Origin of the sequence: Staphylococcus sp. HMSC65H10 (assembly GCF_001839185.1) — a bacterium.
Taxonomy (GTDB): Bacteria; Bacillota; Bacilli; order Staphylococcales; family Staphylococcaceae; genus Staphylococcus; species Staphylococcus simulans.
This window is the reverse complement of the sequence record NZ_KV840316.1, coordinates 1-26098: the sequence shown is the minus strand read 5'-3', so window position 1 is coordinate 26098 and position 26098 is coordinate 1. Positions and strand designations below refer to the sequence as shown.

Genomic DNA, 26098 nt, shown 5'->3' with positions numbered 1-26098 from the left:
AAATTTACTTACTATCTAGTTTTGAATGTATAATCGTATATTATATATTTTGGATGCGATGAGCCGCATTGAGATCTCAGGTTTGAGGTCTTTTTTTATGCTTTTTTATAAGAGAAATTGATATAGTTCATAAGATACATATAAAACATTACATACTGTTTTAAATAGGTATATAAAAAGCATTTTTAATCAGCATTAGTTAAAGACTCATTCAATAAACGAGAATTTAGCTTAAAATGTGTAAGTGGAGAAGCTGTGCGGAAAATTAATAGGCATATGTATATAAAGAAAAAGCAGGAGAAACCATAAGTCATTTTAGAATTATGGCATCTCCTGCTTTTTAGATTAAATCAATAATGAATACAACATTTTGTTTTCATTAATATAGATATTTGATGGATCAAACTCATGTACTTTTTCTTTCAAACGCGTTAAGTCATCATGGTTATTTAATTGAATACCTATGATAACTGTACCTGTGTTTTGAGAAGATTTTTTCAAGTACTCGAATTTAGTGATATCATCATTTGGTCCTAATACTTCATTTACGAACTCTCTTAACGCACCAGGACGTTGAGGGAAGTTGAAAATGAAGTAGTGTTTCATTTCTTCATATAAAAGTGAGCGTTCTTCGATTTCTTTCATACGGTTGATATCGTTGTTACCACCGCTGATAATACAAACTACTGTTTTGCCTTTGATTTGATCACGATATTGTTCTAGAGCTGAGACGCTTAATGCACCTGCAGGTTCTGCGACAATGGCTTGTTTAGAATACATATCTAAGATTGTAGAACATACAGCACCTTCATCGATTTGAAGATAATCATCAACGACTTTTTTCGCAATTTCAAATGTAATTTTGCCGACTTGTGCAACAGATGCACCGTCTACAAACTTATCAATTTCTGGTAATTTAACTCTGTGATGTTCTAAGACAACTGAAGTATACATACTTGCAGCACCTTTAGGTTCAACACCTACAATTTTTGTTTGAGGCGACTTCTCTTTAAAGTAAGTACCTACACCAGAAATTAATCCGCCGCCACCAATTGCGGCAAATAGATAATCTACATCGATATTGCTTTCTTGTGCTTCTTTTAAAATTTCCGCTGCGATTGTACCTTGACCTGCAATTGTATTGACATTGTCAAATGGGTCAATAAAGTTCATCGCATGTTTTTCAGTATATTCTAGGGCTTCTTTTAAACAATCATCAAATGTATCACCAACCAAGATTACTTCAACATTTTCTCCACCAAAGAATTTAACTTGATTAATTTTTTGAAGGGGAGTTGTCACAGGCATAAAGATGACTGCTTTTAATCCTAATCGTTGTGCAGTAAATGCGACACCTTGTGCATGGTTGCCGGCACTCGCACATGTAATACCTTTTGCTTTTTCGCTTTCGCTCAATACTTGAATTGCGTTATAAGCACCTCTTAGTTTAAAGGAACGTACCCATTGCAGATCCTCTCTTTTTAAATATACATTACAGTCATACTTTAAAGATAAATAATGATCTTTCTCTAAAGGCGTTTCTTTGACAATCGGCTGTAATGATAAAAAAGCCTCTTCTATGTCTTTAGCTGATACAGCAGTTTGTACAGTCATTTCGCTCACTCCTTAATTGTGTTGGTATTTCTGTTCGTATTGTTCAATTTGGTCTTCGTATGCCAATGTGACGGCAATATCATCTAGTCCTTGAACAAGTTTGTTCTTCCAAGTTGAATCAATATCAAAATGTAATTCGCGATCAGGTGTTTTGATTACCTGATTCGGAAGGTCAATTTCGAGCTCTTTATATTTCGCAAGGAACTCACGATCTTCTTTTTCTAGTGCGATAGGTAATAATGCATTTTTCGTGCAGTTCATGTAGAAAATATCACTGAAGCTGCCCGCAATAATAATATTGATGCCATAATCTTTTAATGCCCAAGCTGCGTGTTCACGACTAGAACCGCAACCAAAGTTATCACCTGTGATAAGAATTGAAGCACCTTTATATTGAGGTTGGTTTAATTCGAATTCAGGGTTATCTGAACCATCTTCTAGATAACGCCACTCATCAAAGGCGTAAGGACCAAGTCCTGTTTTAGAAACGCCTTTAAGATGGACTTTTGGGATAATTTGGTCTGTATCAATATTATCGTGAAATAAAATAGCAGTTTTACCTGTATATTGTGTAATCGGTTCGATTTTAAGCATGTTCAAGCGCCTCCCATTTTCTGACGTCTACGAAGCGTCCTTCAATCGCAGCAGCTGCTGCCATAGCAGGGGATACAAGATGTGTTCTTGCACCTTTACCTTGACGACCTTCGAAGTTACGGTTGCTGGTAGAAGCGCAGTGAACACCAGCTGGTACTTGGTCAGGGTTCATACCGAGACACATTGAGCAGCCAGGTTCACGCCATTCAAAGCCTGCATCTTTAAAGATTTTATCAAGTCCTAAAGCTTCAGCTTGATGTTTAACACTTCTTGAACCAGGTACAACAATTGCTGTGATATTAGGATGTACTTTATGTCCTTTAACAAATTTGCTTGCTTCTTGTAAGTCAGAAAGGCGCGCATTTGTACAAGAGCCTAAGAATACATAACCAAGTTCAATATCTTCAGCTTTTTCACCCGGTTTTAAATCCATGTAGTGATAAGCACGTTCGTCATTGACGTTTTGAATTTCTGGGAAAGGTGTATTGAAGCTTACACCCATTTCAGGACTAGTACCCCAAGTTACTTGTGGTTCTAGGTCAGATACATCTAACTCAATCACACGATCAAATTGTGCATCCTTATCACTATAAAGTGATTGCCAATATTCTGCAGTTTCCTCATCAATATCAGCGTAAGGACGACCTTTGACATATTCTAGTGTTGTTTCATCTGGTTCAACTAAACCATATTTTGCGCCGGCTTCAATCGCCATATTACAGATTGTCATTCTCGCATCCATTGATAGATTACGAATTGTAGAACCTGCAAATTCAAGCGCATAACCTGTACCGAAATCTACACCATATTGATTGATGAGGTGTAAGATAATATCTTTTGCATATACACCTTTAGGCAACTCACCATTAATATCAATTAAAAGATTCTTCGGTTTAGTTTGCCATAATGTTTGTGTCGCAAAAACATGTTCAACTTCACTCGTTCCGATACCGAAAGCAATGGCACCGAAAGCACCGTGTGTTGCTGTGTGAGAGTCACCGCAAACAATGGTTTTACCAGGTTGCGTTAATCCCATTTCTGGTCCAACCATATGTACGATACCTTGTTCTTCAGTACCATTATCAAACAGTCGAACCCCAAACTCTGCACAGTTCTTTTGAAGCGTCTTGATTTGTGTTGCTGCAATTTCATCTTTGATGTTGAAAATATCTTCTGTCGGTACGTTATGATCAATTGTCGCAAACGTTAAATCCGGACGTCTCAGTGGTCTGTGTTGAATTCTTAATCCTTCAAAGGCTTGAGGTGATGTCACTTCATGGATTAAATGCAAGTCAATGTATAATAATTGCGGTTCACCTGCATTTCCTGTGAGAACATGTCTATTCCATATTTTATCGAACAAAGTTTGTCCCATTTCAATCACCATCCTTTAAAGTTGTTGTAAAATTTTCTCGAAGATTTCTGAAGTATGTGCTTTTCCGCCTAAATCAGGTGTCGTAAAGCCTTCTTTCAGTAAACCATAAACAATCTTTTCTAATTCTTCTGCCGCTTCTGCTTGATTAAATGTTTCTCTGAAACACATTGCTAATGAAAGCACCATACCTGTCGGATTCGCAATATCTTGACCCGCAATGTCAGGTGCTGATCCATGAATTGGTTCATAAAGTTTTGTACCTTTTTGTCCATAGCTGACAGAAGGGGATACACCTAATGAACCTGGAATGACAGAAGCTTCATCGCTTAAAATATCACCGAATAAGTTTTCAGTTACAATCACATCAAATTGTGTTGGACGCGTAATCAAATGCATACTGCATGCATCAACAAGTAGATGTTCTACTTCCACATCAGGATATGAAGCAGATACTTCATCAACTGTTTTACGCCATAATTTACTTGATGCTAATACATTTTCTTTGTCCACTGAAGTTAATTTCTTACGTCTTGATTGTGCAAGTTTGAACGCTGCGTGTGCAATACGTTCAACTTCTGCTTTAGTATATGTTAATGAATCAATTGCATGATCTTCAGCTAATTTTTTCGGTTCACCGAAGTATAAACCGCCTGTTAATTCTCTGACAATCACTAAATCAGTACCTTGTACACGTTCTGCTTTAAGAGGAGAGAATTCAGTCGCGCCTTCAACTACAGCAGTAGGGCGGATATTTGCGAATAACTCTAAGTTCTTTCTTAAAGCAAGTAAGCCAGCTTCAGGTCGTTTTGGGCTGTTTGTCCATTTTGGACCGCCGATTGCACCTAAAAGAATCGCATCAGATTGTTTACAAGCTTCAAGCGTAGATGATGGAAGCGGGTCGCCATAGTTATCTATAGCGGCCCCTCCAAAATCATAAGTTTCTAATTCATAATCAATGTTATATTTTCCACTTAATTTTTCTAATATTTTCAAAGTACCTTCAAGTATTTCTGGACCTATACCATCGCCTGGGAGGGCAGTGATTTTATAACTCATGCGTTCACCTCATTATTAACTGATGCATCAGCAATATGATTAGAATAAGCTTCCACATAAGCTTTACATGAAGCAAGCAATACGTCATGGTCGATACCGATACCGTAGTAAGAGCGCCCATCAATGCTAAGTTCAACGTTAACTTGTGCTTGTGCATCTGAACCTTCAGTTACTGAAGAAATTTGATAGTTCAACAATTCAGATTCAGCATCGAAGATTAAGTCTACTGCATTGTATACTGCAAGAATAGAACCTGTTCCTGTTGCTGCTGATTGATATTGTTTGCCGTCATTATCACGAAGTTGAACGACTGCACTTTGTACACCTTCAGCCACAAATTGTAGTTGAAGATTTTCAACATGATAAGCAGCATTTGTTTCATGGTAATGACCTTGAACAAGGGCATGTACATCATAATCAGAAACATTTTTCTTTTTATCGGCAATAGATTTGAACTGTTTGAACAATTCAACTTGTTTTTCTGGACTGATTTCGTAGCCAAGTTGTTTTAACTTTTCAGCGAAAGCATGTTTACCAGACAATTTACCAAGAGGCAATTCAGATGTTTGGATACCCACTAATTGTGGCGTCATGATTTCGTATGTTTCACGGTTTTTCAAGAAGCCGTCTTGGTGGATACCTGATTCATGACTGAATGCGTTTTGGCCGATAACAGCTTTATTTCGAGGTACTGGAATACCAGCGAAACGAGAAATCAAATCAGAAGTTTCTTTAGTACGTCCAAGCTCAAGTCTTGTTTCAATACCATAGTGATCTTTACGTACGTATAAACCAAGCGCAACTTCTTCAAGTGCAGTATTACCAGCACGTTCACCGATACCGTTAATTGTACCTTCAACACGTTTTGCACCATTTTCGATGGCAGCCATGCTGTTTGCAACAGCTAAGCCTAGGTCATCGTGGCAGTGTGCACTATAGATAATTTCTTGATCAGATTTAACATTTTCAAGCAATACTTTAAAGATATTTCCGAATTCAGTTGGATAGCTATAACCTACTGTATCAGGAATGTTGATAATTGTTGCACCTGCGTCTACAGCTGTTTGCACACTTTTGATTAAGAAATCTAAATCAGTACGTGTTGCATCTTCGGGTGAGAATTGTACAACATCGAATAAAGATTTGCCATAAGCAACATTTTCAGTAATTTGCTCTAGCACTTCTTCTTGAGTCATTTTCAATTTATGCTCTAAATGAATAGGGCTAGTAGCGATAAATACATGTAATTGCGGATATTTTGCTTCTTTAGTTGCTTCGTACACAGCATCGATGTCGCTTTTCTTACATCTTGCTAAGCCTACTACAGCAGTTTTAGTTAAAGCTTGTGAAATAGCTTGAACTGATTTAAAGCTACCTTCACTAGAAGCAGGGAATCCAGCTTCAATTACATCGACACCCCATTTTTCAAGTTGCTTTGCGATAGTCAGTCTTTCATCAAAGGAAAAACTGACTCCGGGCGTTTGTTCACCGTCTCTTAGTGTTGTATCAAAAATTTGAATATGACTCATAAATAATCAACCTCCTGATTTAGTATTATTCTTCAATAGTTTTATTTTCAACGAATGGCATCATTTCACGAAGTTTTTTACCAACTTCTTGGATTTGGTGACCTTGTGCTGCTTTACGTAGTTTGTAGAATTCTTCGAATCCATTTTCATTATCTTTAATGAAGTTGTTAGCGAATGTACCGTTTTGGATATCAGTTAATACAGCTTTCATGTTTTCTTTAACGTCTGGTGTGATAACACGTGGACCTGAAACATAGTCACCGTATTCAGCAGTGTTTGAAATTGAATAACGCATAGTTTCCATACCGCCTTCGTACATTAAGTCAGCGATCAATTTCATTTCATGTAATACTTCGAAGTAAGCAAGTTCTGGTTGGTAACCAGCTTCAACTAATGTTTCGAAACCGTTTTGGATTAATTGAGTAACACCACCGCAAAGTACTGCTTGTTCACCGAATAAGTCTGTTTCAGTTTCTTCTTTGAATGTAGTTTCAATGACACCAGCTTTAGTTGCGCCGATACCTTTTGCATAGCTTAATGCGATGTCAAAAGCGTTACCAGTTGCATCTTGGCCTACACCAAATAATGCAGGAACTGAGCTGCCTTCAGTGAATGTACGTCTAACAAGGTGACCAGGGCCTTTAGGAGCTACTAAGAATACATCTACGTCACTTGGTGGTTTGATTACATCGAAGTGGATGTTGAAACCATGTGCAAATGCTAATGCATTACCAGCTTCTAGGTTAGGAGCGATTTCTTCGTCGTATACTTTACCTTGGATTTCATCTGGTAATAATACCATGATTACGTCTGCTTGTTTTACTGCTTCTCCAACTGGATATACATCGAATCCATCTTTTTTAGCTCTGTCGAAAGAATGTCCTGGGCGGATACCGATTATAACGTCATAGCCGTTGTCTTTAAGGTTTTTAGCATGTGCGTGACCTTGAGAACCGTAGCCTAATACCGCGATTTTTTTACCTTCTAAAGCGTCTTTTTTCACTGATTCGTCATAATAAACTGTTGTCATAATAAATTCCTCCAAAAATTTGTTTTATTTTAAATTCTCAACTTTGTGAAAATTCAAATTATAATAATGCTGCAGTTCCTGTTCTAGAAACTTGATCAATCTGTTGTGATGATAGTGCATGTAATACATCATCAAGTGCTTGTTGTGTACCTGATGCTTGTAAATAAGTATGACCATCTTCTTCTTTTAATACTGAAACTAGCGCATCACTGTGATTGATCAAGTTGTCTAATTCTGTTTTATCTGCAGGTGTTGCAATTTTAGCAAGTAATAATTCCACACTGTAGACGTTGTTATCTGTGATATTTTCTACAGAAAGTACATTAATTTGTTTTTCTAAATGGAGCATGAGTGATTGTACTTTTGATGCTTCATCTAACTCAGCTACGAATGTCATATCAGAAATACCAGGTTGAATACTTGGTGTAACACAAAGTGTTACGATATTAAACTGACGTCTTAAAAAGGTACTTGTCAGTCGGTTTAATGTACCAGATTTATCTAATACTTGCGTCTTGAATGTATATCTCATAGGACACCCTCCATTTCGTTGTTCGCTTTACCGCTTGGTACCATCGGTAAAACTGGTTCTTTAGGTGAGATTTTTACTTCGATTAAAGCAGGGCCTTTGTGTGCAAATGCTGCTTCTAAATCTGCTTCAAGTGTTTTAGGATCATCTACTAAGAATGCTTTCACACCATATGCTTCTGATAATTGTTGGAAATCTGGTTGGCCATTGAATACTGAATGAGAGAAACGTTGTTTAAAGAATTTATCTTGCCATTGTTTAACCATTCCTAGTGTGCCGTTATTGATAAGGACGATTTTGATATCTAAACCATACTCATTTAAGATTGCCATTTCTTGGTTAGTCATTTGGAAACCGCCATCTCCAACGAAACAAACAACTGTTTTATCAGGTTGTGCTAATTTAGCACCGATAGCAGAAGGGATGCCGAAGCCCATTGTTCCAAGACCACCGCTTGTTACTAGTTGATTATCATGTTTGAATGGATAGAATTGCGCTGCCCACATTTGGTGTTGGCCGACATCTGTTGTAACTAGCGCTTCTCCATTTGTAATTTTACCGATATACTCGATGGCTTGTTGAGGTTTGATAAATACATCTGCTTCTTCATCTGTATATGCAAATGGATGAGATTTCTGATTATTCACACAGTAGTCAACCCAGTCTTTATGTTGGTCGTAAGTATTAGTTTCTGTAAGCAATGCTTCAAGCATCAATTTACAGTCAGCTACTACGCCCAAATCTGTTTTGATGATTTTATTGATTTCAGAAGGATCGATGTCTACATGAACAACCTTAGCGTTTTCTGCAAATTTATCTGGGTTACTTGCAAGGCGATCGTCGAAGCGGCTACCAAAGTTGATAAGCAAGTCGCAATCAGAAAGTGCCATGTTGCTTGCGTAAGATCCATGCATACCGCCCATACCTAAGAATAGGGGATTGCTGTAAGGAATTGTGCCTAACCCATGTAAAGTTGTGACTACTGGAATTTGATGGCGTTCAGCAAATGTAGTCAGAAGTGGACCTGATTCTGAATGTCTCACGCCTGCACCAGCTAAAATGACTGGTTTCTTCGCTGATTTCAACCATTCTAGTACAGTTTGTACATCTTGAGGGTTCGGTGCATCAGCTAAACGATATCCTGGTAAATCAAGCTCGTCACATACATCAACATCAGATTGTAGAATGCCGACATCTTTAGGGAAGTCGATGACTACTGGGCCTTTACGACCTGTATTTGCAATGTGAAACGCTTGATGTACCACTTCAGGAATTTCGTCTGGATGTTTAACTTGGAAGTTGTGTTTAGTGATAGGTGTTGTCATTGAAAGTAAATCCGCTTCTTGGAATGCATCTTTACCGATACCTGGTGTTGCAACTTGTCCTGTAAATACTACAAGTGGCAATGAATCACTAAATGCGTCTGCGATACCTGTAATAACGTTTGTTGCTCCTGGACCGCTGGTAACTACAACTACGCCAGGTTTGCCAGAAACTCTGGCATAACCTTCCGCAGCGTGTACAGCACCTTGTTCGTGTCGTGCTAAGATATGTTTGATTTTACCATCGTAAAATGTATCATAGAGCGGTAGCACGGCACCTCCTGGATAACCGAAAAGCAACTCTGTGCCTTCTTTCAACAGTGCTTCTACCAACAATTCCGAACCGCTTCTACTCGTTTTCGTGGCTGCTTGTGTACTGTTTGCTTCTTCATTATGTTTAGTCATTTGTGGGTTAGACATAAAGCATCACTCCTCAATTAGATATTCTGGTACTCTCATAACACCGCCTGTATTTGCACTTGTAACAAGTGCTGTATAACGTGCTAAGTAACCTGTTTTCACTTTGGCTTTAAATGGTTTGACTTCTGTTTTACGTTTGTTCATTTCTTCTTCTGAAACATCTACATCTAATGTTCTGTTTGTTAAGTCGATGACGATTTCATCACCGTCACGAATTAATCCGATTGGTCCGCCTGATGCTGCTTCAGGTGAAATGTGTCCGACTGCGATACCTCTTGTTGCTCCTGAGAATCTTCCGTCAGTGATTAATGCAACATCTTTACCTAAGCCACGACCTACGATAGATGAAGTAGGGGCTAACATCTCAGGCATTCCTGGTCCGCCTTTAGGGCCTTCATAACGAATAACTACAACGTGACCTTCACGTACAGTGTGGTTATCAATTGCTTCAACAGCTTCATCATGAGAGTCAAAACAAATGGCTTTTCCTTTAAAGACTTTGATTTCAGGATCTACACCGCCGACTTTGATAACTGCACCATTTGGAGCTAAGTTACCATATAAGATTGAAAGGCCACCTTCTTTATCGTACGGATTATCAAGTGGATGGATAACATCTGTGTTTTTGATTTCTTTGCCTTGGTTGTTTTCGCGAAGTGTTTTACCTGTAACAGTCACTCTGTCAGGGTGCAATGTACCTTCTTTTTTCATTAATTCATTGATGATAGCAGGAACACCGCCGGCTTCATGAACATCGTGCATAGAATAAGAAGAACTTGGTGCGATTTTAGATAAATAAGGTGTACGTTTAGCAATTTCATTGATACGGCTTAAGTCATAATCAACACCCGCTTCATTTGCGATTGCAAGTGTGTGAAGTACTGTGTTTGTTGAACCGCCCATCGCCATATCTAATGCGAATGCATCATCTAATGCTTCTTTTGTAACGATATCACGTGGTTTCAAATCATTTTTAATATTGTCTACTAATTGGAAAGCGGCTTGTCGAATCATTTCTCGACGTTGGTCTGATACGGCTAATGCTGTACCATTATATGGAAGTGCTAGTCCTAATACTTCCATTAAACAGTTCATTGAGTTTGCTGTGAACATACCTGCGCAAGAACCGCAAGTAGGGCAAGCATTTTGTTCCATATCTAAAAATTCTTCTTTTGTCATTGAACCGCCTTTAAAGGCACCAACTGCTTCGAACATAGATGAAAGAGTTAAGGCTTTACCTGTTGTAGATAAACCAGCTTTCATCGGTCCGCCTGAACAGAAGATAGCAGGTACGTTTGTTCTAACTGCTGCCATTAACATTCCTGGTGTGATTTTGTCACAGTTTGGAATGTAGAAGACGCCGTCGAACCAATGTGCATTGATAACTGTTTCAGCTGCATCTGCGATGATTTCACGAGATGGTAATGAATAACGCATTCCAATGTGTCCCATTGCGATACCATCGTCAACACCGATTGTGTTGAATTCAAATGGAATTGCGCCTGCTTCTCGGATAGCTTCTTTTGCAATATCTGCTAATTCTCTTAAGTGAACATGTCCTGGAACGATATCGATATAAGAGTTACAAATCGCTACGAATGGTTTGTTCATATCTGTTGGATCTTTGATTTGTCCTGTGGCATGAAGTAAACTTCTGGCCGGAGCCTGTTGGTCTCCTTTTTTGATTGTGTCGCTTCTCAATATAATTCCCCCCGAAGATTCAAATAAAAAAACGTCCCAATAATTATTGGGACGTCAATGGAAGTCCCATTCAATCGGAAATAGGACTTAAACATTTAGTAATGGTTTTTACTAAAGTTCGAGTCCTAGCAAATTAATAAAATGACTAAAATATTTGTTGTTGTCGGTAGAGTATTTGCTTGTGTTCTGTTAGTCATTTCAATTTGCTCCTTTCGAATGGTTTTATGAATAAATTTGAATTGTCTAAAAATTTGATAAACTTAATTTACTACATGTCCAGAGGGATGTCAACCGGATTTCTGAAAATTTTTTAATTTCATACATGAAAACGTTTTTAATAATTACATATTTCATTTTTAAAGCAAACAATCATTATAGTCAAAAGCAGTTGCATGCCATGTTACAATATAGAAGACGAAATTTCTGTACGCATACAGAATAGAAAATAGGAGACTTGAAAATGATAACAATCAACAATATTGATCAAATGAATCAATTTGCTGAAATACTGACAAAGCATTTACAACCCAAAGATCTAATTTTATTAAATGGTAATTTAGGTGCAGGAAAGACAACATTAAGTCAATTCATCGGAAAGCATTTAGGAGTGAAACGTACAATTAATTCTCCAACCTTCAATATTATTAAATCTTATAAAGGAACGAACATGAAATTTCATCATATGGATTGCTATCGCTTAGAAGATTCTGATGAAGACTTAGGGTTCGATGAATATTTTGATGATCATGCAGTAACCGTTATTGAATGGAGTACATTTATTCAAGACTTATTGCCAGATAATCATTTAACGATTAATCTTACTGCAGTAGATGAAAATAAAAGAGAAATTACAATAGAAGCACAAGGTGCGCATTATGCACAACTGAAGGAGGACGTCACACGTGATTTACTTGCTGCTGGATACATCCAATAAGCCTATGTCGCTTGCAGTGATGCAAGATGAAAATATATTAGTAGAACATACCACAAATATTAAACGTAATCATTCTGTTCAACTGATGCCGGCGATTCAAAAAATCATTGAAGAAGCAGGTATCACTAAAAGAGATATTAATGCAATTATCGTTGCTAAAGGTCCTGGTTCATACACTGGATTAAGAATTGGTGTCACGACTGCTAAAACGTTAGCTTATGCATTAAATACAGAGTTATATAGCGTTTCATCTTTAGAAGCCTTAGCTGCAACTTTACCTGATACACAGACTGAACAGTTAATTGTTCCCGTGTTTGATGCAAGACGAGAAGCGGTTTATACAGGTGTTTATCAATACCAAGAAGGTCAACTTGTTAACTTATTAGAAGACCAATATATGTTGATTACAGATTTAAATGATTATCTGAATCAACAACAACAGCCACACGTTTTTGTCGGTCATGATTTAGAAAATATTACTGAGTTGCTAAATGGACCGATAATTCATCAACTTCCTAAAGCCAGCGTGATGCAGAGTTTAATTACGCAACCAGAAAATATCCATACCTTTAAACCAGACTATCTTAAACTTTCTGAGGCAGAACGCAATTGGTTAAAAACGCAACGGAATTAAATAGCTTGAATATACGATTGATGACTGTAGAGGATGTGCCGAAGGTCTTTGATTTAGAACGCTTGTGTTTTAATGATAGCTCTTGGACTATTGATGCTTTTTATCATGAAGTCGAACGTAATCAATTTGCACGTTATTTTGTGATGGAATATGAGCAAGAGATTATTGGTTATATCGGTATATGGACCGTCATTGATCAAGCACAAATTACGACAGTTGCGGTAACTGAAAAGATGCGTGGGTATGGATTAGGAAAGTTAATTGTGGAGTATGCGATGAATTTCGCTAGACAGACATGTGAGGTTATGAGTTTAGAAGTACGTATTGAAAACAGCATTGCGCGTCGTGTTTATGAATCATTAGGGTTCAATTACGGCGGCAAACGAAAAAATTATTATGGAGAAGGCGAGGATGCACTCGTAATGTGGGTGGATTTATAATGGAAAAAGATACATTAATTTTAGCAATAGAATCAAGCTGTGATGAAACAAGTGCCAGTGTGATTAAAAATGGCAAAGAAATCTTAAGCAATACTGTGCTAAGCCAAATTGAAAGTCATAAACGTTTCGGCGGCGTGGTCCCTGAAGTAGCGAGCCGTCATCATGTGGAAGGTATCACACAAACGATAGATGAGGCCTTAACAACAGCGCATACAGATATGGAAGCAATAGATGCGGTTGCGGTGACAGAAGGTCCAGGCTTAATCGGTGCACTTTTAATCGGAGTCAATGCAGCAAAAGCATTAGCATATGCATATGATAAACCATTAATCCCGGTGCATCATATTGCAGGTCATATCTATGCGAATAATTTAGAAGAACCATTCGAGTTTCCGTTGATGGCACTGATAGTATCAGGTGGTCATACGGAGTTAGTTTATATGAAAGACCATTTAAACTTTGAAGTTATCGGTGAAACAAGAGACGATGCAGTTGGTGAAGCTTATGATAAAGTGGCACGTACAATCGGCTTGCCGTATCCCGGCGGACCGAAAGTCGATCAACTCGCAACAGAAGGGGAAGATGTCTACGACTTCCCACGTGTATGGCTAGAACCGGATAGTTTTGATTTTAGCTTCAGTGGTTTAAAAAGTGCAGTTATCAATAAGCTGCATAACTTGAAACAAAAGAATGAAGAAATTATTCCTGAAAATGTTGCGGCAAGTTTCCAAAATAGTGTCGTTGAAGTTTTAGTACACAAGGCGATTAAAGCATGTGAAACGTATCAAGTGAATCAGTTAATAGTCGCAGGTGGTGTCGCAAGCAACAAAGGTTTACGAAAAGCACTTAAAGAAGCATGTGCAGAACATCAGATTAAATTATCAATTCCAAGTCCGAAGTTATGTACTGACAATGCGGCGATGATTGGTGCAGCAGGTCATTATTTATATGAAGCTGGATTAAAAGCTGATTTAGATTTAAATGGTAAAAGCAGTATTGATATTGAAGAATTTTCAGTAGAATAATTGAATAAAAAGAAATATTGATAAAAGAAAAAGTAGAGAAGCGGTTATTTTGCTTCTCTACTTTTTTGTATTTTTTAATGCATTTTGATAAACAGCATCAGGAAAGTGCATTAAGCGTAATAATTCAATTGCATTACGAGTATCTGCTTTACCTGGTTTGATTTTATAGTCAAAATAAATTTCATCATCTTTAATCGTTTCATTAAAATGATAATTCGCAAAATCCTGTTCAAGTAGTAGTGATAATTCAATATCATGCGTTGCCGCAATGATTCTGTATTTGGGATGTTCTGCAAGGTAATTTAAAACTGATTCAGAAGCTGCAATGCGCTCTGTTGTATTCGTTCCCTTAAATATTTCATCGATAAAGCAATAACAATAAGTGTTTGTTTGATCCATTAAGCGTAAGATAGATTTCAATTCTGCGATGAAGTAACTATCTCCGCTCAGTACATCATCTTGATTCGCCATAGAAGTTAAAATCATACCAGGCTTATATTTGAATTGAGTCGCTAATGCTGTATCAACAGTTTGCGCTAATACTAAATTGAGTGCTACAGCTTTCATGAATGTCGATTTACCTGATGCGTTCGAACCTGTCAGTAAGATGTTTCGCTGAATGTTTAGATCATTTGGGACAGGTGTCTCAAGTAAAGGGTGAACTAACGCGTTGAATTCTAATTCAGGTTGTTGTGTGACTTCAGGATGTGTATATGATTCTAAAGTTTCTTGCCATAAAGCAATCGCATAATGATTGTCAATTTCACTGACATAGTCATAACAAGCCATCAGTTCATCTTGATGCTTAGTAAAGGTATTTTGGACTGAATTGAAAATAACATAATCTAACATGAAAGCGAGTTTAATAAATTCTGCCATTGCACCGCCTTCGTTATCAGGTGAAACTTTACCTAGTAGGGGACTGAATCGTTTGGCTTTCGCGAAATGTTTGAAATTCACATCAAGTTCAGGTGCTTGTTCAAGTTGATGAATACGTTCAGCTTTTTTAATGACATTAACAGAATAAAAGGTTGCGTTGATATATTCAGAGTAGTGTTTGGATAATTTACCGCTTAGAAAGATATTCAACACAATCGTAAAGAGTAATATTAATAAGCCTGGGCCCTTTAGAATAGGTACAAGTATCAAACCTATAATAGGAAGCAAAGGACATAGATAATAAATATTTTGCATTTTAATTGGTTTGATTTGATCCGGAAACATTGGGTAAATTGTTTTGCCAATTTGTGATAAATGTACAGACACACTTTGACGAAATGTTTTATGATTTTTGAACTTGTTAATCAAGCTTTGGTTGTTAACTTTAAACATGCCTCGAAGTGTTGCGTATAAGCGCATTTCACCAATTGCGGTGAAATTATAATTGAGTTGTTGAAACACGTCGTCTAAATTTAAATCGGACCATGTTTTATCATCGAGTGTATGTTCATTTTGCTGATGATATGTATCGTATTGATAGCGATAATGTTGATTGGGACGTATGAAGCTTTCAGATTTAGCGCGTGCATCCCATAATGAACGTATACGTTGTGCAGCGCGGTATTTTTGGTAGTAAGTGAGTATGATATAAAGCGCTGTAATCACTAGCCACATGAAGATTAAAAATAAGAAAATATTAAGTACACTATCCATGAATAATACCTCTCTATTTATATGAATTATTTATAGTATCTCATAATAATGGGCAGTCGCCAATTTTGATTGAGTTGTTGTTTTGTCAATAGCGAACATGCGTACTTATCAACAATAAGTGAATAACTTGTGGATAAGTGTGGGTAAATAGGTGAATAACTGTGGAAAGTGATGTGAATAGTCTTTAAAATGGTGTCTTTTTACCTGTGGATAAAGTGGATAACTCTGTGGATAGTTGATGTTAAGGGATTTTTAATGTTGATAATTTTGTTAAGGAATTGTAATAAAAGAGGACTAAAAATGAAGTGTTCATTTCTAGTCCTCGGTAACCTTTATGGTTTATATTATTTTTTCTTGTAATTCTTCCCACGTTTCCATAACTTGTTCGAGTTGGTGTTCGATAGTGTCTTTTTCTTCAGCTAACTGTGCAGCTTTTTCTGGATCATTAAATACTTCTGGTTGTGTTAATTGATGATCGATGGTTTCGATTTGTTGTTCGAACTTTTCAATTTCTGCTTCACAGTTTTCAATTTGGCGTTCTAACTGACGTAGTTCTCTACGTTGTGCTTTTTGATTTTCGTATGAATTCGTATTTTCTTCAGTCGAGATTTGTGCTGCTTGTTGTGCTTCATTTTTTGCGGCAATCGCGGCTTTCTCTTCAGTTTTATCTAAATAATATTGATAATTGCCTGCGTAAACAGTACCGCCATCTGGTTGCATATCGAAAACTTTATTTGCCAGTTGATTAATAAAGTAACGGTCATGTGAAACGAAGATTAAAGTACCTTCAAAATCTTGAAGTGCTTGTTCTAACATTTCTTTAGAATCGATATCTAAGTGGTTGGTAGGCTCGTCAAGAATTAAGACATTATTACGTTCTAACATCAATAATGCCAATTGTAAGCGGGCTTTTTCACCACCTGATAAATCATTGATGATTTTTTTAACATCATCTTGAACAAATAAGAAACGACCTAATACTGCACGTACATCTTTTTCTGGCATGGTAGGGTATTGGTCCCATACATAGTCTAAAATGGTTTTATTAGATTTGAATTCTGCTTGTTTTTGATCGTAGTAACCGACACGTAAATTTGCGCCATGAATAATTTCGCCGCCTAATTTAGGAATACGGTCGGCTACAGTTTTAATGAATGTTGATTTTCCGATACCGTTCGGTCCAATGACTGCTAAATGATTTCCTTTAGTGATTTCCATTGTGATAGGTGCAATCACAGGCTCTGCATAACCGATTTCTAAGTTTCTAATATGGTATACGTCATTACCTGTATTACGATCAAAATCGAATTGGATATTAGCGCTGCGAGCATCTAACATCGGTTTATCGATACGTTCAATTTTTTCTAAAACTTTTCGGCGACTTTTAGCCATACCGCTTGTTGATGCACGTGTGATATTTTTTTCGACAAATGTTTCTAGTCGTTTAATTTCAGCTTGTTGACGTTCGTATTCTTGCATGCGTTTTTGATAATATTGATCACGTTGTGTGATGAATTTACTATAGTTGCCGACATAGTGTTGAACTGCACCGAGTGCGACATCGTAGATTTGGTTGACCGTTTTATCTAAGAAGAAGCGGTCGTGACTGATAATAACGATAGCACCTTTAAAGTAATTCAAATAATCTTCGAGCCATTGTGTTGTTTCCATATCTAAATGGTTGGTCGGCTCATCAAGTAATAATAAATCAGGTTCACTCAATAACATTTGTGCGAGTGACAAACGTGTTTTTTGACCACCGCTGAAATCATTTACTGAACGATTGAAATCTTCTTCGTTAAAATCTAATCCGTGTAAGACCGTTTTAATCTTGCTTTCAAATTGATACCCCTCTAAGCGTTCAAATTGGTTAGACAAAGTTTCATATCTTGCCATATGGTCTTTGAAAGTCTCAGATTCATATTCATCAGCATGATCGGCTAACCAATTAGTTTCCGCCTGCATTTCTTGTTCCATTTGTTTAAGATAAGCAAAAGGTTTAGACATCTCTTCCCATACGGTATGGTCAGTATCTAAGGTCATTTGTTGTGTTAAATAACCGACTTTTAAATTTTTGATTTTCGAGACATTGCCGCTATCATAACCATCCACACCAGCAATGATTTTCATTAATGTTGATTTGCCAGCGCCATTTCTGCCGACAATGCCTATTTTTTCATGACTCTTTACTTCAAAGTGGACATCACTAAAGATTTCTTCCCCGTCGAAGGATTTTGAGACATTGTTTAGTTGTAGTAATATCATTCAAATTTATACGAGATTTGTCTGTAAATATCTCGTAGTCCTCCTTCCTAAAAAGCGTCGCTTAGTTACTATTATAAGCGCAATTGACATGAATTCCTAACATATCACGCGAAATTAAAAGATTGAATATTTTATCAGAAATTTGTGTCAATACACATTTAATACAGACCATTAATTATGATTTGTTTTAAAAAAATGTGTTCAAAACAAAATTCTAATCGTATAATAGTTAGTACATTGCTGTAATTTACAAATGCAATTATGGATGTTTTAGTGTAATAAAGAGCGTATTCACTAAAATGTTGATAATACAGTCATTCCAATTTCTGAAATCATACGGTATACTTAAATAATAAAAAATGATTCCAGAAACAAGCTGAGTATTGTTGTACAGCATTATTAACTATGATAATACTATAATCTGCTAATAGTCGATAAAATGACTACTTTTCACAACTCCATGGCTAAATTAACATAACTTCATACGATTAAAAGTATAGTTTTATTATGGTTGAACTGAATAAAGTTTGGGATAGTAGTTAGAAAGATTTGGAGGAAAATAAATTGGCTAATCAAAACAATAAAATTCCTCGCGCGACTTTGAAACGATTACCCTTATATTACCGATTCGTGAATACCCTTCAAGAAAAAGGGATAGATAGAGTGAATTCTAAAACAATCAGTGAAGCATTGGATATTGATTCAGCTACCATCAGAAGAGATTTCTCATACTTTGGTGAGCTGGGTAAAAAAGGTTATGGTTACAATGTGGAGAGTTTATTAGAATTCTTTAAAGGCGAAATCAGCGAAAGTGATGTAATTCGTATTGGTTTAGTCGGCGTAGGGAACTTAGGGAAAGCATTGCTTTCATATAACTTCTCAATCCACGATGATATGGTGATTACAGAAGCGTTTGATATTGACGCGGATGTAGTCGGTACGCAAATTGGAAAAGTTGTAGTTAAAGACATGGATGCCATTCATGATATTTTGAAAAAAGGCAATTTAGATGTAGTGATTATCACAACACCTGGAAGAGCAGCACAAGAAGTTGCTGATCAACTTGTCGCTAGTAACGTAAAAGGCATTTTAAACTTTACACCTTCACGTATCGATGTACCTGATAATGTATCAGTACATCATATTGATTTAGGGGTAGAATTACAGTCTTTACTCTTCTTTATGAATAATATGAATCGTAAATAAAGAAAAGGAGTTTGCTTGAATTTTCATTCAATGCAAACTCCTTTTTTAGTTTAGGCTTTTTGAACTGTAATTGTCCAAGAAGCGTCTCCTAATTGTTCGTAATTTGTTACAGGGTAAGATTTTTCAGCTGCCCAGTTTGGGATAGCTTCTGTCGCTTGTGTGCAGTCAAAGTCGATTTTCAATTCGTCTCCGACTTCTAATTCTTCCATTTTCTTCTGTGCTTCGATAAGAGGGAAAGGACAAACCATTCCGACTGTTCCTAGTTCGTATACCATAGATTCATTCTCCTTTGTTTAAAACTTTTTATTCGTTATGGCTATTTTAACTTAATTATGATTGTGTTGCAGGTCTTGAAGCAGTTGTTTTAGCAGGTGCTTTACGTAATGCTTTCATTGGTTTAATAAAGATAAAGTAACTCATTAACCAAGTACCTAAAATCATTGATGCAAGAGCAATCCATCCTTGCCAAGATAATGCTGCTGTTGCAACTAAGCCGTTACCAATTGAGCAACCGCCGGCAACTGAAGCGCCGAATCCCATTAATGCACCGCCGATAACACTATTTCTTAAAGTCTTTTTATCTGGTAATCTCCAAGCAAATTCACGTGAACCTTTAGCTGCAATATAAGATCCGATGAAAATACCTAAGACTAAGAATACACCCCAGTCTAAGAATGATGTTTTACCTGTAATGATAAATTGTACTAAATTTGAAGAAGGTGTAGTGATACCTAAACCACCTTCACGGCCTGCTGAATAACTCATTGGCCAAGCAAGTAACGCAATTAATCCAACAACAATTGCTGCTACGAATGGGTGGAATTTCTTTTCAAAGAAGAAGTGACGTACACCTGTGAATTTTTGTTTTAATTTAGGGACTGCAATTTTCGGTTTAGGTTTACGTACTGTTTTAACCACAAAGAACACTGTAATTGCTGTAATGACAATGACCCAAACCCAAGCAGGAATACCTGTACTTGTTGACATATCTGCATTAACATTAGTTTTTGAATTAAGACCTTCCATCACTGGTTTTAACAATCCTGCTTTAGTAATAGCTGAGAATACTGCATAAGCAACTAAAGCTAACCAGCTGCCGATAAGACCTTCACCAGCACGGTAGTAAGTACCAGTGGCACAACCGCCAGCTAATACAATTCCAACACCGAAAACAAATGATCCAACAATTGTTCCGATAATTGGGAATGTTCCGTTATCTAAAGGTTTGCCAATTATCGCTGTGAAAGCTAATAAACCAATTGCTTGAACAGAAATTGCAATGAGTAAAGCGTAAAACATTTTATTATTTTTTTGAACATACATATCTCTAAATCCGCCGGCTAAACAAAATCGTGTCCGCTGCATTACAAATCCTAGTAAACTCCCCACAATTAGACCGCTGATAATCATCCAAATCATTTAATCCCTCTTTTCCGATAATGTTGATAAGGTTTATCCTAATATACAATTGACCAAATTGCAAGGGTATAATTTTACCCTAAATTATTAATTGATTAAGCACAAGTATTATCTTATAAAATTGATATAAATGTCATAGATAGAAATCCGTATGAAAAAGAGGATAGGTGGGCGTATATAAATATGCTAAAATAAAAGAAATGATGATAAACGTTTAATTAGGAGGACATGGTTGATGCAAGATTGGATAAATGAAGTAGAAACGCAACGAATAGAACAACTACCAGCTGAAAGAATTGCTGAACTCAAAGACAAGTTCGCTTCTTCACCGTATAAACAAACATTCCATTTACAGCCACCATTTGGTTCAGCGGGTAAACCGAATGGTCTATTATTTGATGGCAAGCATTATTTAATAAGTCATGTATGGTATCCATTTACGATTAATAATGGATTAAGCTATAGTTACGCATATCAAACTCCTGATTTAATACAAAATCCTACAGAACAGATTATGTTAAAACCAGACGGATTATTTGATGATGAGGGGATTAAAGGCGGCAGTGCGATAGAGATCAATCAGCAGACACATTTTATATACTCAGCAAAAAGTAAAGATGCTGTTATTGAAGCACCTTTCACGCAACTGCATGCAGTGAAAAATCATACAGGTGAAATCGAAAAATATGAGCAACCTATCAATTTTGAAGTGCCTGAAGGCTATGTTCAAAATGTACAAGACCCAAAAGTGTTTGAAAAAGATGGAGCACGTTTTGCATTGTTAAGTGCACAAACAGAAAAAGGACAAGGAAGATTATTAGCTTATCATGCTGACGATCTCAACCAATGGCAATTGATTGCACCCGTCCATACAAACCTTTCTCACTTTGGTGATTTTTGGCATGCATCTGATTATTTCACTATGAATGGTTATGACATTTTAACGTTTACAGCTGAAAATACGGAACACGCATTTAAAGCAGGTTACTTAATGGGGCATTTACATTTCCATAACTTTAAGATGAATCATGGCGATTTCAAATTGTGGGATGACGGCTTTGGTTTTGTCTTTCCTCAAACGTTCGAAGATGCTGAAGGTTCGCGTGTCTTAATCGGTTTATTAAAAACAGAAGGCGAATATGAACATTTGCCTGAAATTGCACAAGTTCCTTGTCTTTCTATTCCAAGACAACTTACTATGCGCAACGGAAAGATATATCAAACACCGCACTCCAGCTTAAAACAATTAAGATATAACGAAGAAACAGCATTAGGTTATGCCAATAAATTTGCGAAACAGCTCCACCCTTATGAAGGCGACAACTTTGAACTGCAGATTGAAATTTTGGAAAATGATGCGACTGAAATCTATTTTGAAGTAAAAGTCTCAAAATGGAATTCGACAAAAGTGACGTATAACACACATTCTCGTTTAGTGACATTAGATTGCAGTGAAAGTGGAGAAGTACCGCTTGCAAATGTTGAAACGAAATGTTCAGTACAATTGAGTCGAGATTTAGAGCATTTACAAATTTTTGTAGACCAGTCTAGTATTGAAGTTTTCTGTAATCATGGTGAGCGTGTTATGTCTTCACGCATTTTCCCTCCAGAGAATAGTAAAGGAATACGTGTAGGTACAGAATCAGGTCAAGCATATTTAAAATTCACGAAATATGATTTGCATGGTATATATGAAGTAGAAGATAACTCGGAGCAATAAATTATAAGTGGAAATATAAGAAGAATAAGTAGAAAAGAAGGGCTGAAATCAATTGCGATTTCAGCCCTGTTTGATTAGATTTTCTTTAAATTTCTTACTGAGATATAACAGTGTTCACCATTTTTAAAGTAGACTTCACGTTCTTTAGATATTACTTCTTCGATGTTATTGCGATTAATGACGTAACTATTGTGACAACGGAAGAAGCGGTCATCTAATTGGCTTAAATCTTTTAAGTTGCCATAAAATTCGATTTGACGATTGTCTAAATGCGCAATTAAACGATGTGATTTTGCCGAGGATTCAAAGAACATGACATCATCGTAATTAACATAGACTGAGTTACTGCCACGTTTTAACTCAATTGTTTCGAGACTAGATTCTTTTGAAAGCAACTGTAGTCTCGTCAATGCAGTTTCGATACAATCAATAATTCGAGATTTCATTTCTGAAGGGTCATCTTTAAAAATAAAGTCCATGGCTGCTACTTTATAAACGAAAGTAAGATAAGTGAGTTCACTGTGGCTAGTAATAAAGATAATACTGCCGACAGAATCATAGTTTCTAAGTTCGCTGCCAAGCTTAATACCGTTAATATCAGAATCTAACTGAATATCTAAGAAGTAACAACAAATCTCATTTGTAGCTTTAGCGAATTCTAATACCTCATAAGGATCACCCGTTGAGAGCGCCACTTCTAAAGGTTTTTCTTCAATCATAATATAATTTTCAATGATGGATTCAATGTGTTCGCGCTGTTGTACATCATCTTCGCATATAATAATCTTCACGTTTATTTCACATCCTCGTGCTCTGTATTCATGATTTCAAGTTTTTGTATAAAGTAATGATTTTCAATCACAGTATCTAATAAAACATTATCCGTTTGATCAATAATTTCTCTTAAAGTTGATAGCCCTAAACCTCGATTTGGACCTTTAGTAGAGAAGTTCTCTTTAAATAGTTCATGAACTTTAGGGATATCTTTAGCACACTTATTCATCACAATAATCATCACGGCATCCTTATTTTTCATAAAGCCGATTTGAATTAAAGGATCGTCGATTTCAGTGGAAGCTTCAATTGCATTATCCAAAATAATCCCCATTACTCTCGATAAGTCAATCATGTCTAATGAAATATGATGTATCTCATCAGGTACTTCAACACTTACTCTGATATTATTTTCTTGTGCTTGAATAATTTTAGTCGTCAACAAACCTTTTAACTCTCGAATTTGCAAACGTTCAAGTCCATTGATTTTAAAAGAATTCGTCTGCATATTATCTTTAAGTGGAACAATATGTTCCTCAAAATAAGCTCTTAAACCAGGCATATCGTCATCACGAATAAACTCAGACATGGAGAGTAATATATTCACATAGTCATGTCTAAACTTGCGCATATCATTATTAATCTTTTCAATACGTAACGTGTATTTATAATAATTCTCTATTTCTTCAACTTGTCTCTTATACTTCATTTCTCGTAATACCGTAAAGCTGATTACTAACACTAAAACAACTACGGCGAGAATGAAAGCAACATAAACTAGAACTACAAGTTTAAAGGATTCGCTAGAACTAATGTTAGAAGGCATTAATACATATATGACAATAAAAGTAGCTACTAAAAAGGTAATAACTGTTCCTATATAAAACTTATTACTAGATAAATAAGATGTTCTTAACTTTTTAATTAAAAATCTAACTGCATAGGCTAAGAGTATAGAAACCACTGTAAATGTTATTAAGTAAAGAACATGTATAAATATTCTTTTAGGATCGTATGCATCAAGCAGTATAAAAACAGACATGGCAGAAAGGTTACCTAAATATAAAATTAGGACACTTCCTACCATTGTCAGCAAAGAGTATAATTTGATTTTTTTGTATAAATAGATTGCGGTAAGTAATATCACGATAAATAGTGCATATTTACCAATGATAATATATGAAAAACTTCCCAATATATTTATCGCTATAAGTATAGCTATTTCTTTATAAGAGTAGCATAAGTTCAAAATAATTTTAGCGATTAAAAAGAGTAAGATACCTTGATAAGTCGCTATAAACATACCGTTTAATAATTCCATGTTATACACACTTTCTTATACAATGAAGATTGTACTCTTTAGATTTTAGTTATCTTCTTCTAATAATTCTCTTGGTACTTCAGTTTCATCGAAGTAACCCCAACATGGGTTATACTTAGCTAAGTTTCCAATTTTCTCAAAGATAAAAGCGAATAATTTAAAGATACCATTTAATAAGTCCATTACAATACATCCTTTCTGTTTTTAGGGAAAAATATTGGCAATTGTGAACCGCCTTGTAATGTGATACCTAGCAAAATCATTTGTTGGTAAGCATTAGGAACAAGGAATGAAATTGCAAACATTAATGTTGCAAGAATGATTGCCGTGATTTTCTTTTTCTTAATCAGTCGTGTGGGAATTGGTTGCTTAACTGTAGCAGCAGGTGCATAAATACAAAGTAAAATGACTGCGATTGCTGCAAGTGTAATCATAATGTTGATTGGTACATGATACGTTGCTAAGAGCCATGGCAACATTACGAATAAAACAATACTTTCTATATAGCATGCAAGTGTTGATTTGGCATGCGCACCGTGTGCAAAGTGTCGGATAATAAAATAGCTTAAATGAACAGTTAGTGTGTATAAGAAAACATGGAATAGAAGAGCAAGTCCATAAACGACAATCGTTTTGAAAAGGTTATTGAAAAAGACTTCTAGGCCAAGCTTTATTTTTAAATAAGCGATACGGTCTAGATTGTTTCTTTTTTGAAGGGCTTGAGCCCAACGATCAACCTGTCTGTAAAAAGCCTTTTGCATAGCCTCACTCTCCTCACTGACATTATACAACTAAAAAGGATATTTTATTGATTCATTGCCTAACTGTTCGTTTTTTATTCCAAACTGTAGAAAATCTACTATTATCGTCATTTTAACATATATTTATAGACAGTTATGATTGAAATATCATAAGTTAGGGATTATTTAACATTAACTTTAGAAATGATGTTTTAATGAAGATGTATCACAGAGATGTGATAAGAATTCAGGTAACACATTACATAAACATATCGTGTTTGAAGTCAATGTGGTTACCTTACTTCATCTTAATATTTCAAAGAAATTGGTTTATGGCATCGTTAATATTCTTCGTAGGTCTAACATGCCTTAGACTAACTGATCATCCTATATTGAAAAGAAAGGGGGCAATACACATGGCAGGCGATATCGTAGGCACTATCGGTGAATTCGTAAAATTAATCATCGAAACAGTTCAAAAATTCACTCAAAAATAATTCCTTATTTATTGTCCTTTGAGTATAAGCACTAAATTGTTTAATCCTTAAAGCAGGAATTGGTGTTTGTCCTTGCATTGATTCCTGCATCTCTCATATATGTATATCGGAAATGAAGCGTTCGGTATGCATATCATTGTAGTTAAATTATCGTGAGTAACATTAAATTTATCAAATATCGGTAAATTCACTAAATTTTTTTCATAATTAATAACATCCCCAAAAATAGATAGAAAAATAACTGTAAACATTCCCTTAATAATAAGTGGCTCTATAATAAATTCGGTTGATGAGATAACC

At 36.0% G+C, this 26098-nt stretch carries 24 protein-coding genes; 7 read left to right on the top strand and 17 right to left on the bottom strand.

Annotated elements, in window-relative coordinates; translation table 11 throughout:
* Nucleotides 1-345: 345 nt before the first annotated feature.
* The 9 genes from ilvA to ilvD are packed head-to-tail and all read right to left on the bottom strand — an operon-like array spanning nucleotide 346 to nucleotide 11170.
* Nucleotides 346-1614 carry a threonine ammonia-lyase IlvA gene (gene ilvA, locus HMPREF3270_RS02975; protein ID WP_057510853.1) on the bottom strand — a complete coding sequence of 423 codons (1269 nt, stop codon included), beginning with the start codon at nucleotides 1612-1614 and terminating at the stop codon, nucleotides 346-348.
* Between the two features lie 12 nt (nucleotides 1615-1626).
* Nucleotides 1627-2208 carry a 3-isopropylmalate dehydratase small subunit gene (gene leuD / locus HMPREF3270_RS02970; RefSeq protein ID WP_002481742.1) on the bottom strand — a complete coding sequence of 194 codons (582 nt, stop codon included), beginning with the start codon at nucleotides 2206-2208 and terminating at the stop codon, nucleotides 1627-1629.
* The gene (gene leuC / locus HMPREF3270_RS02965) at nucleotides 2201-3583 is read right to left on the bottom strand and encodes a 3-isopropylmalate dehydratase large subunit (protein ID WP_002481741.1); all 1383 of its coding nucleotides are present in this window, start codon (nucleotides 3581-3583) and stop codon (nucleotides 2201-2203) included. Before leuC ends, leuD begins: the two co-directional genes overlap by 8 nt.
* Nucleotides 3584-3598: 15 nt before the next feature.
* Nucleotides 3599-4639, bottom strand: coding sequence for a 3-isopropylmalate dehydrogenase (gene leuB, locus HMPREF3270_RS02960; RefSeq protein WP_070848574.1), 1041 nt, complete (start codon nucleotides 4637-4639; stop codon nucleotides 3599-3601).
* Nucleotides 4636-6168, bottom strand: coding sequence for a 2-isopropylmalate synthase (locus tag HMPREF3270_RS02955; RefSeq protein ID WP_002481739.1), 1533 nt, complete (start codon nucleotides 6166-6168; stop codon nucleotides 4636-4638). Before HMPREF3270_RS02955 ends, leuB begins: the two co-directional genes overlap by 4 nt.
* A 25-nt stretch (nucleotides 6169-6193) precedes the next feature.
* The gene (ilvC, locus tag HMPREF3270_RS02950; protein WP_002481738.1) at nucleotides 6194-7198 is read right to left on the bottom strand and encodes a ketol-acid reductoisomerase; all 1005 of its coding nucleotides are present in this window, start codon (nucleotides 7196-7198) and stop codon (nucleotides 6194-6196) included.
* A gap of 58 nt (nucleotides 7199-7256) precedes the next feature.
* Nucleotides 7257-7730, bottom strand: a complete 474-nt coding sequence (ilvN, locus tag HMPREF3270_RS02945) for an acetolactate synthase small subunit (protein WP_070848575.1) — start codon at nucleotides 7728-7730, stop codon at nucleotides 7257-7259.
* Nucleotides 7727-9454 carry a biosynthetic-type acetolactate synthase large subunit gene (gene ilvB, locus HMPREF3270_RS02940; RefSeq protein WP_070848582.1) on the bottom strand — a complete coding sequence of 576 codons (1728 nt, stop codon included), beginning with the start codon at nucleotides 9452-9454 and terminating at the stop codon, nucleotides 7727-7729. Before ilvB ends, ilvN begins: the two co-directional genes overlap by 4 nt.
* Before the next feature lie 21 nt (nucleotides 9455-9475).
* The gene (gene ilvD / locus HMPREF3270_RS02935) at nucleotides 9476-11170 is read right to left on the bottom strand and encodes a dihydroxy-acid dehydratase (RefSeq protein WP_002481735.1); all 1695 of its coding nucleotides are present in this window, start codon (nucleotides 11168-11170) and stop codon (nucleotides 9476-9478) included.
* A gap of 460 nt (nucleotides 11171-11630) precedes the next feature.
* Here ilvD and tsaE point away from each other — a divergent pair, with 460 nt between their 5' ends.
* From tsaE to tsaD, 4 genes are read left to right on the top strand one after another with little or no spacing between them, the layout of a single operon-like run.
* Nucleotides 11631-12104 carry a tRNA (adenosine(37)-N6)-threonylcarbamoyltransferase complex ATPase subunit type 1 TsaE gene (gene tsaE / locus HMPREF3270_RS02930; protein WP_023015916.1) on the top strand — a complete coding sequence of 158 codons (474 nt, stop codon included), beginning with the start codon at nucleotides 11631-11633 and terminating at the stop codon, nucleotides 12102-12104.
* Complete coding sequence (gene tsaB / locus HMPREF3270_RS02925) at nucleotides 12073-12738, top strand: tRNA (adenosine(37)-N6)-threonylcarbamoyltransferase complex dimerization subunit type 1 TsaB (protein ID WP_070848576.1); 666 nt, start codon at nucleotides 12073-12075, stop codon at nucleotides 12736-12738. Before tsaE ends, tsaB begins: the two co-directional genes overlap by 32 nt.
* Before the next feature lie 20 nt (nucleotides 12739-12758).
* The gene (rimI, locus tag HMPREF3270_RS02920; RefSeq protein WP_096754679.1) at nucleotides 12759-13178 is read left to right on the top strand and encodes a ribosomal protein S18-alanine N-acetyltransferase; all 420 of its coding nucleotides are present in this window, start codon (nucleotides 12759-12761) and stop codon (nucleotides 13176-13178) included.
* Nucleotides 13178-14203, top strand: coding sequence for a tRNA (adenosine(37)-N6)-threonylcarbamoyltransferase complex transferase subunit TsaD (gene tsaD, locus HMPREF3270_RS02915; RefSeq protein WP_023015914.1), 1026 nt, complete (start codon nucleotides 13178-13180; stop codon nucleotides 14201-14203). The genes rimI and tsaD overlap by 1 nt, the downstream gene beginning before the upstream one ends.
* A 57-nt stretch (nucleotides 14204-14260) precedes the next feature.
* Here tsaD and HMPREF3270_RS02910 read toward each other — a convergent pair whose 3' ends face one another.
* Both HMPREF3270_RS02910 and HMPREF3270_RS02905 read right to left on the bottom strand, forming a co-directional pair.
* The gene (locus tag HMPREF3270_RS02910) at nucleotides 14261-15856 is read right to left on the bottom strand and encodes a MutS-related protein (RefSeq protein ID WP_070848578.1); all 1596 of its coding nucleotides are present in this window, start codon (nucleotides 15854-15856) and stop codon (nucleotides 14261-14263) included.
* 339 nt (nucleotides 15857-16195) lie between these two features.
* Entirely contained in the window at nucleotides 16196-18121 is a 1926-nt protein-coding gene (locus tag HMPREF3270_RS02905; RefSeq protein ID WP_070848579.1) for an ABC-F family ATP-binding cassette domain-containing protein, read from the bottom strand.
* A 564-nt stretch (nucleotides 18122-18685) separates the two neighbouring features.
* Here HMPREF3270_RS02905 and HMPREF3270_RS02900 point away from each other — a divergent pair.
* Nucleotides 18686-19327, top strand: a complete 642-nt coding sequence (locus tag HMPREF3270_RS02900) for a redox-sensing transcriptional repressor Rex (protein WP_002481727.1) — start codon at nucleotides 18686-18688, stop codon at nucleotides 19325-19327.
* A gap of 50 nt (nucleotides 19328-19377) precedes the next feature.
* Here the strand turns inward: HMPREF3270_RS02900 and HMPREF3270_RS02895 are convergent, their stop codons facing one another.
* Both HMPREF3270_RS02895 and HMPREF3270_RS02890 read right to left on the bottom strand, forming a co-directional pair.
* Complete coding sequence (locus tag HMPREF3270_RS02895) at nucleotides 19378-19602, bottom strand: sulfurtransferase TusA family protein (protein ID WP_002481726.1); 225 nt, start codon at nucleotides 19600-19602, stop codon at nucleotides 19378-19380.
* A 55-nt stretch (nucleotides 19603-19657) separates the two neighbouring features.
* The gene (locus HMPREF3270_RS02890) at nucleotides 19658-20746 is read right to left on the bottom strand and encodes a YeeE/YedE family protein (RefSeq protein WP_070463416.1); all 1089 of its coding nucleotides are present in this window, start codon (nucleotides 20744-20746) and stop codon (nucleotides 19658-19660) included.
* 235 nt (nucleotides 20747-20981) lie between these two features.
* Here HMPREF3270_RS02890 and HMPREF3270_RS02885 point away from each other — a divergent pair, with 235 nt between their 5' ends.
* The gene (locus HMPREF3270_RS02885) at nucleotides 20982-22466 is read left to right on the top strand and encodes a GH32 C-terminal domain-containing protein (protein ID WP_070848580.1); all 1485 of its coding nucleotides are present in this window, start codon (nucleotides 20982-20984) and stop codon (nucleotides 22464-22466) included.
* A gap of 74 nt (nucleotides 22467-22540) precedes the next feature.
* Here the strand turns inward: HMPREF3270_RS02885 and agrA are convergent, their stop codons facing one another.
* The 4 genes from agrA to HMPREF3270_RS02865 are packed head-to-tail and all read right to left on the bottom strand — an operon-like array spanning nucleotide 22541 to nucleotide 25322.
* Nucleotides 22541-23257 (bottom strand): quorum-sensing response regulator AgrA, encoded by a 717-nt coding sequence (gene agrA / locus HMPREF3270_RS02880; RefSeq protein ID WP_002481723.1) that lies wholly within the window; start codon nucleotides 23255-23257, stop codon nucleotides 22541-22543.
* Nucleotides 23258-23259: 2 nt separating this feature from the next.
* On the bottom strand, nucleotides 23260-24561 hold the full coding sequence (gene agrC / locus HMPREF3270_RS02875; RefSeq protein ID WP_070848581.1) for a quorum-sensing sensor histidine kinase AgrC: 1302 nt from the start codon (nucleotides 24559-24561) through the stop codon (nucleotides 23260-23262).
* A gap of 45 nt (nucleotides 24562-24606) precedes the next feature.
* Complete coding sequence (agrD, locus tag HMPREF3270_RS02870) at nucleotides 24607-24744, bottom strand: cyclic lactone autoinducer peptide AgrD (RefSeq protein ID WP_002481721.1); 138 nt, start codon at nucleotides 24742-24744, stop codon at nucleotides 24607-24609.
* Nucleotides 24744-25322, bottom strand: coding sequence for an accessory gene regulator AgrB (locus tag HMPREF3270_RS02865; protein WP_002481720.1), 579 nt, complete (start codon nucleotides 25320-25322; stop codon nucleotides 24744-24746). The genes agrD and HMPREF3270_RS02865 overlap by 1 nt, the downstream gene beginning before the upstream one ends.
* 371 nt (nucleotides 25323-25693) lie before the next feature.
* Between HMPREF3270_RS02865 and HMPREF3270_RS14110 the strand changes: the two genes are divergently transcribed.
* The gene (locus HMPREF3270_RS14110; protein ID WP_158262995.1) at nucleotides 25694-25798 is read left to right on the top strand and encodes a delta-lysin family phenol-soluble modulin; all 105 of its coding nucleotides are present in this window, start codon (nucleotides 25694-25696) and stop codon (nucleotides 25796-25798) included.
* The last annotated feature ends 300 nt before the right edge of the window (nucleotides 25799-26098 follow it).

What these genes read in the sequence shown, in the direction of transcription:
- HMPREF3270_RS02885 (WP_070848580.1), top strand. Translation starts at nt 20,982, where the DNA reads ATGCAAGATTGGATAAATGAAGTAGAAACGCAACGAATAGAACAACTA.
- tsaE (WP_023015916.1), top strand. Translation starts at nt 11,631, where the DNA reads ATGATAACAATCAACAATATTGATCAAATGAATCAATTTGCTGAAATA.
- HMPREF3270_RS02955 (WP_002481739.1), bottom strand. Translation starts at nt 6,168, where the DNA reads ATGAGTCATATTCAAATTTTTGATACAACACTAAGAGACGGTGAACAA.
- ilvB (WP_070848582.1), bottom strand. Translation starts at nt 9,454, where the DNA reads ATGACTAAACATAATGAAGAAGCAAACAGTACACAAGCAGCCACGAAA.
- HMPREF3270_RS02910 (WP_070848578.1), bottom strand. Translation starts at nt 15,856, where the DNA reads ATGGATAGTGTACTTAATATTTTCTTATTTTTAATCTTCATGTGGCTA.
- ilvN (WP_070848575.1), bottom strand. Translation starts at nt 7,730, where the DNA reads ATGAGATATACATTCAAGACGCAAGTATTAGATAAATCTGGTACATTA.
- leuD (WP_002481742.1), bottom strand. Translation starts at nt 2,208, where the DNA reads ATGCTTAAAATCGAACCGATTACACAATATACAGGTAAAACTGCTATT.
- agrC (WP_070848581.1), bottom strand. Translation starts at nt 24,561, where the DNA reads ATGGAATTATTAAACGGTATGTTTATAGCGACTTATCAAGGTATCTTA.
- leuC (WP_002481741.1), bottom strand. Translation starts at nt 3,583, where the DNA reads ATGGGACAAACTTTGTTCGATAAAATATGGAATAGACATGTTCTCACA.
- HMPREF3270_RS02905 (WP_070848579.1), bottom strand. Translation starts at nt 18,121, where the DNA reads ATGATATTACTACAACTAAACAATGTCTCAAAATCCTTCGACGGGGAA.
- rimI (WP_096754679.1), top strand. Translation starts at nt 12,759, where the DNA reads ATGACTGTAGAGGATGTGCCGAAGGTCTTTGATTTAGAACGCTTGTGT.
- HMPREF3270_RS02895 (WP_002481726.1), bottom strand. Translation starts at nt 19,602, where the DNA reads ATGGTATACGAACTAGGAACAGTCGGAATGGTTTGTCCTTTCCCTCTT.
- HMPREF3270_RS02890 (WP_070463416.1), bottom strand. Translation starts at nt 20,746, where the DNA reads ATGATTTGGATGATTATCAGCGGTCTAATTGTGGGGAGTTTACTAGGA.
- tsaD (WP_023015914.1), top strand. Translation starts at nt 13,178, where the DNA reads ATGGAAAAAGATACATTAATTTTAGCAATAGAATCAAGCTGTGATGAA.
- HMPREF3270_RS02865 (WP_002481720.1), bottom strand. Translation starts at nt 25,322, where the DNA reads ATGCAAAAGGCTTTTTACAGACAGGTTGATCGTTGGGCTCAAGCCCTT.
- ilvA (WP_057510853.1), bottom strand. Translation starts at nt 1,614, where the DNA reads ATGACTGTACAAACTGCTGTATCAGCTAAAGACATAGAAGAGGCTTTT.
- ilvC (WP_002481738.1), bottom strand. Translation starts at nt 7,198, where the DNA reads ATGACAACAGTTTATTATGACGAATCAGTGAAAAAAGACGCTTTAGAA.
- leuB (WP_070848574.1), bottom strand. Translation starts at nt 4,639, where the DNA reads ATGAGTTATAAAATCACTGCCCTCCCAGGCGATGGTATAGGTCCAGAA.
- agrD (WP_002481721.1), bottom strand. Translation starts at nt 24,744, where the DNA reads ATGGACTTATTAAATGGTATCTTTAAATTATTCGCTTTTATCTTTGAG.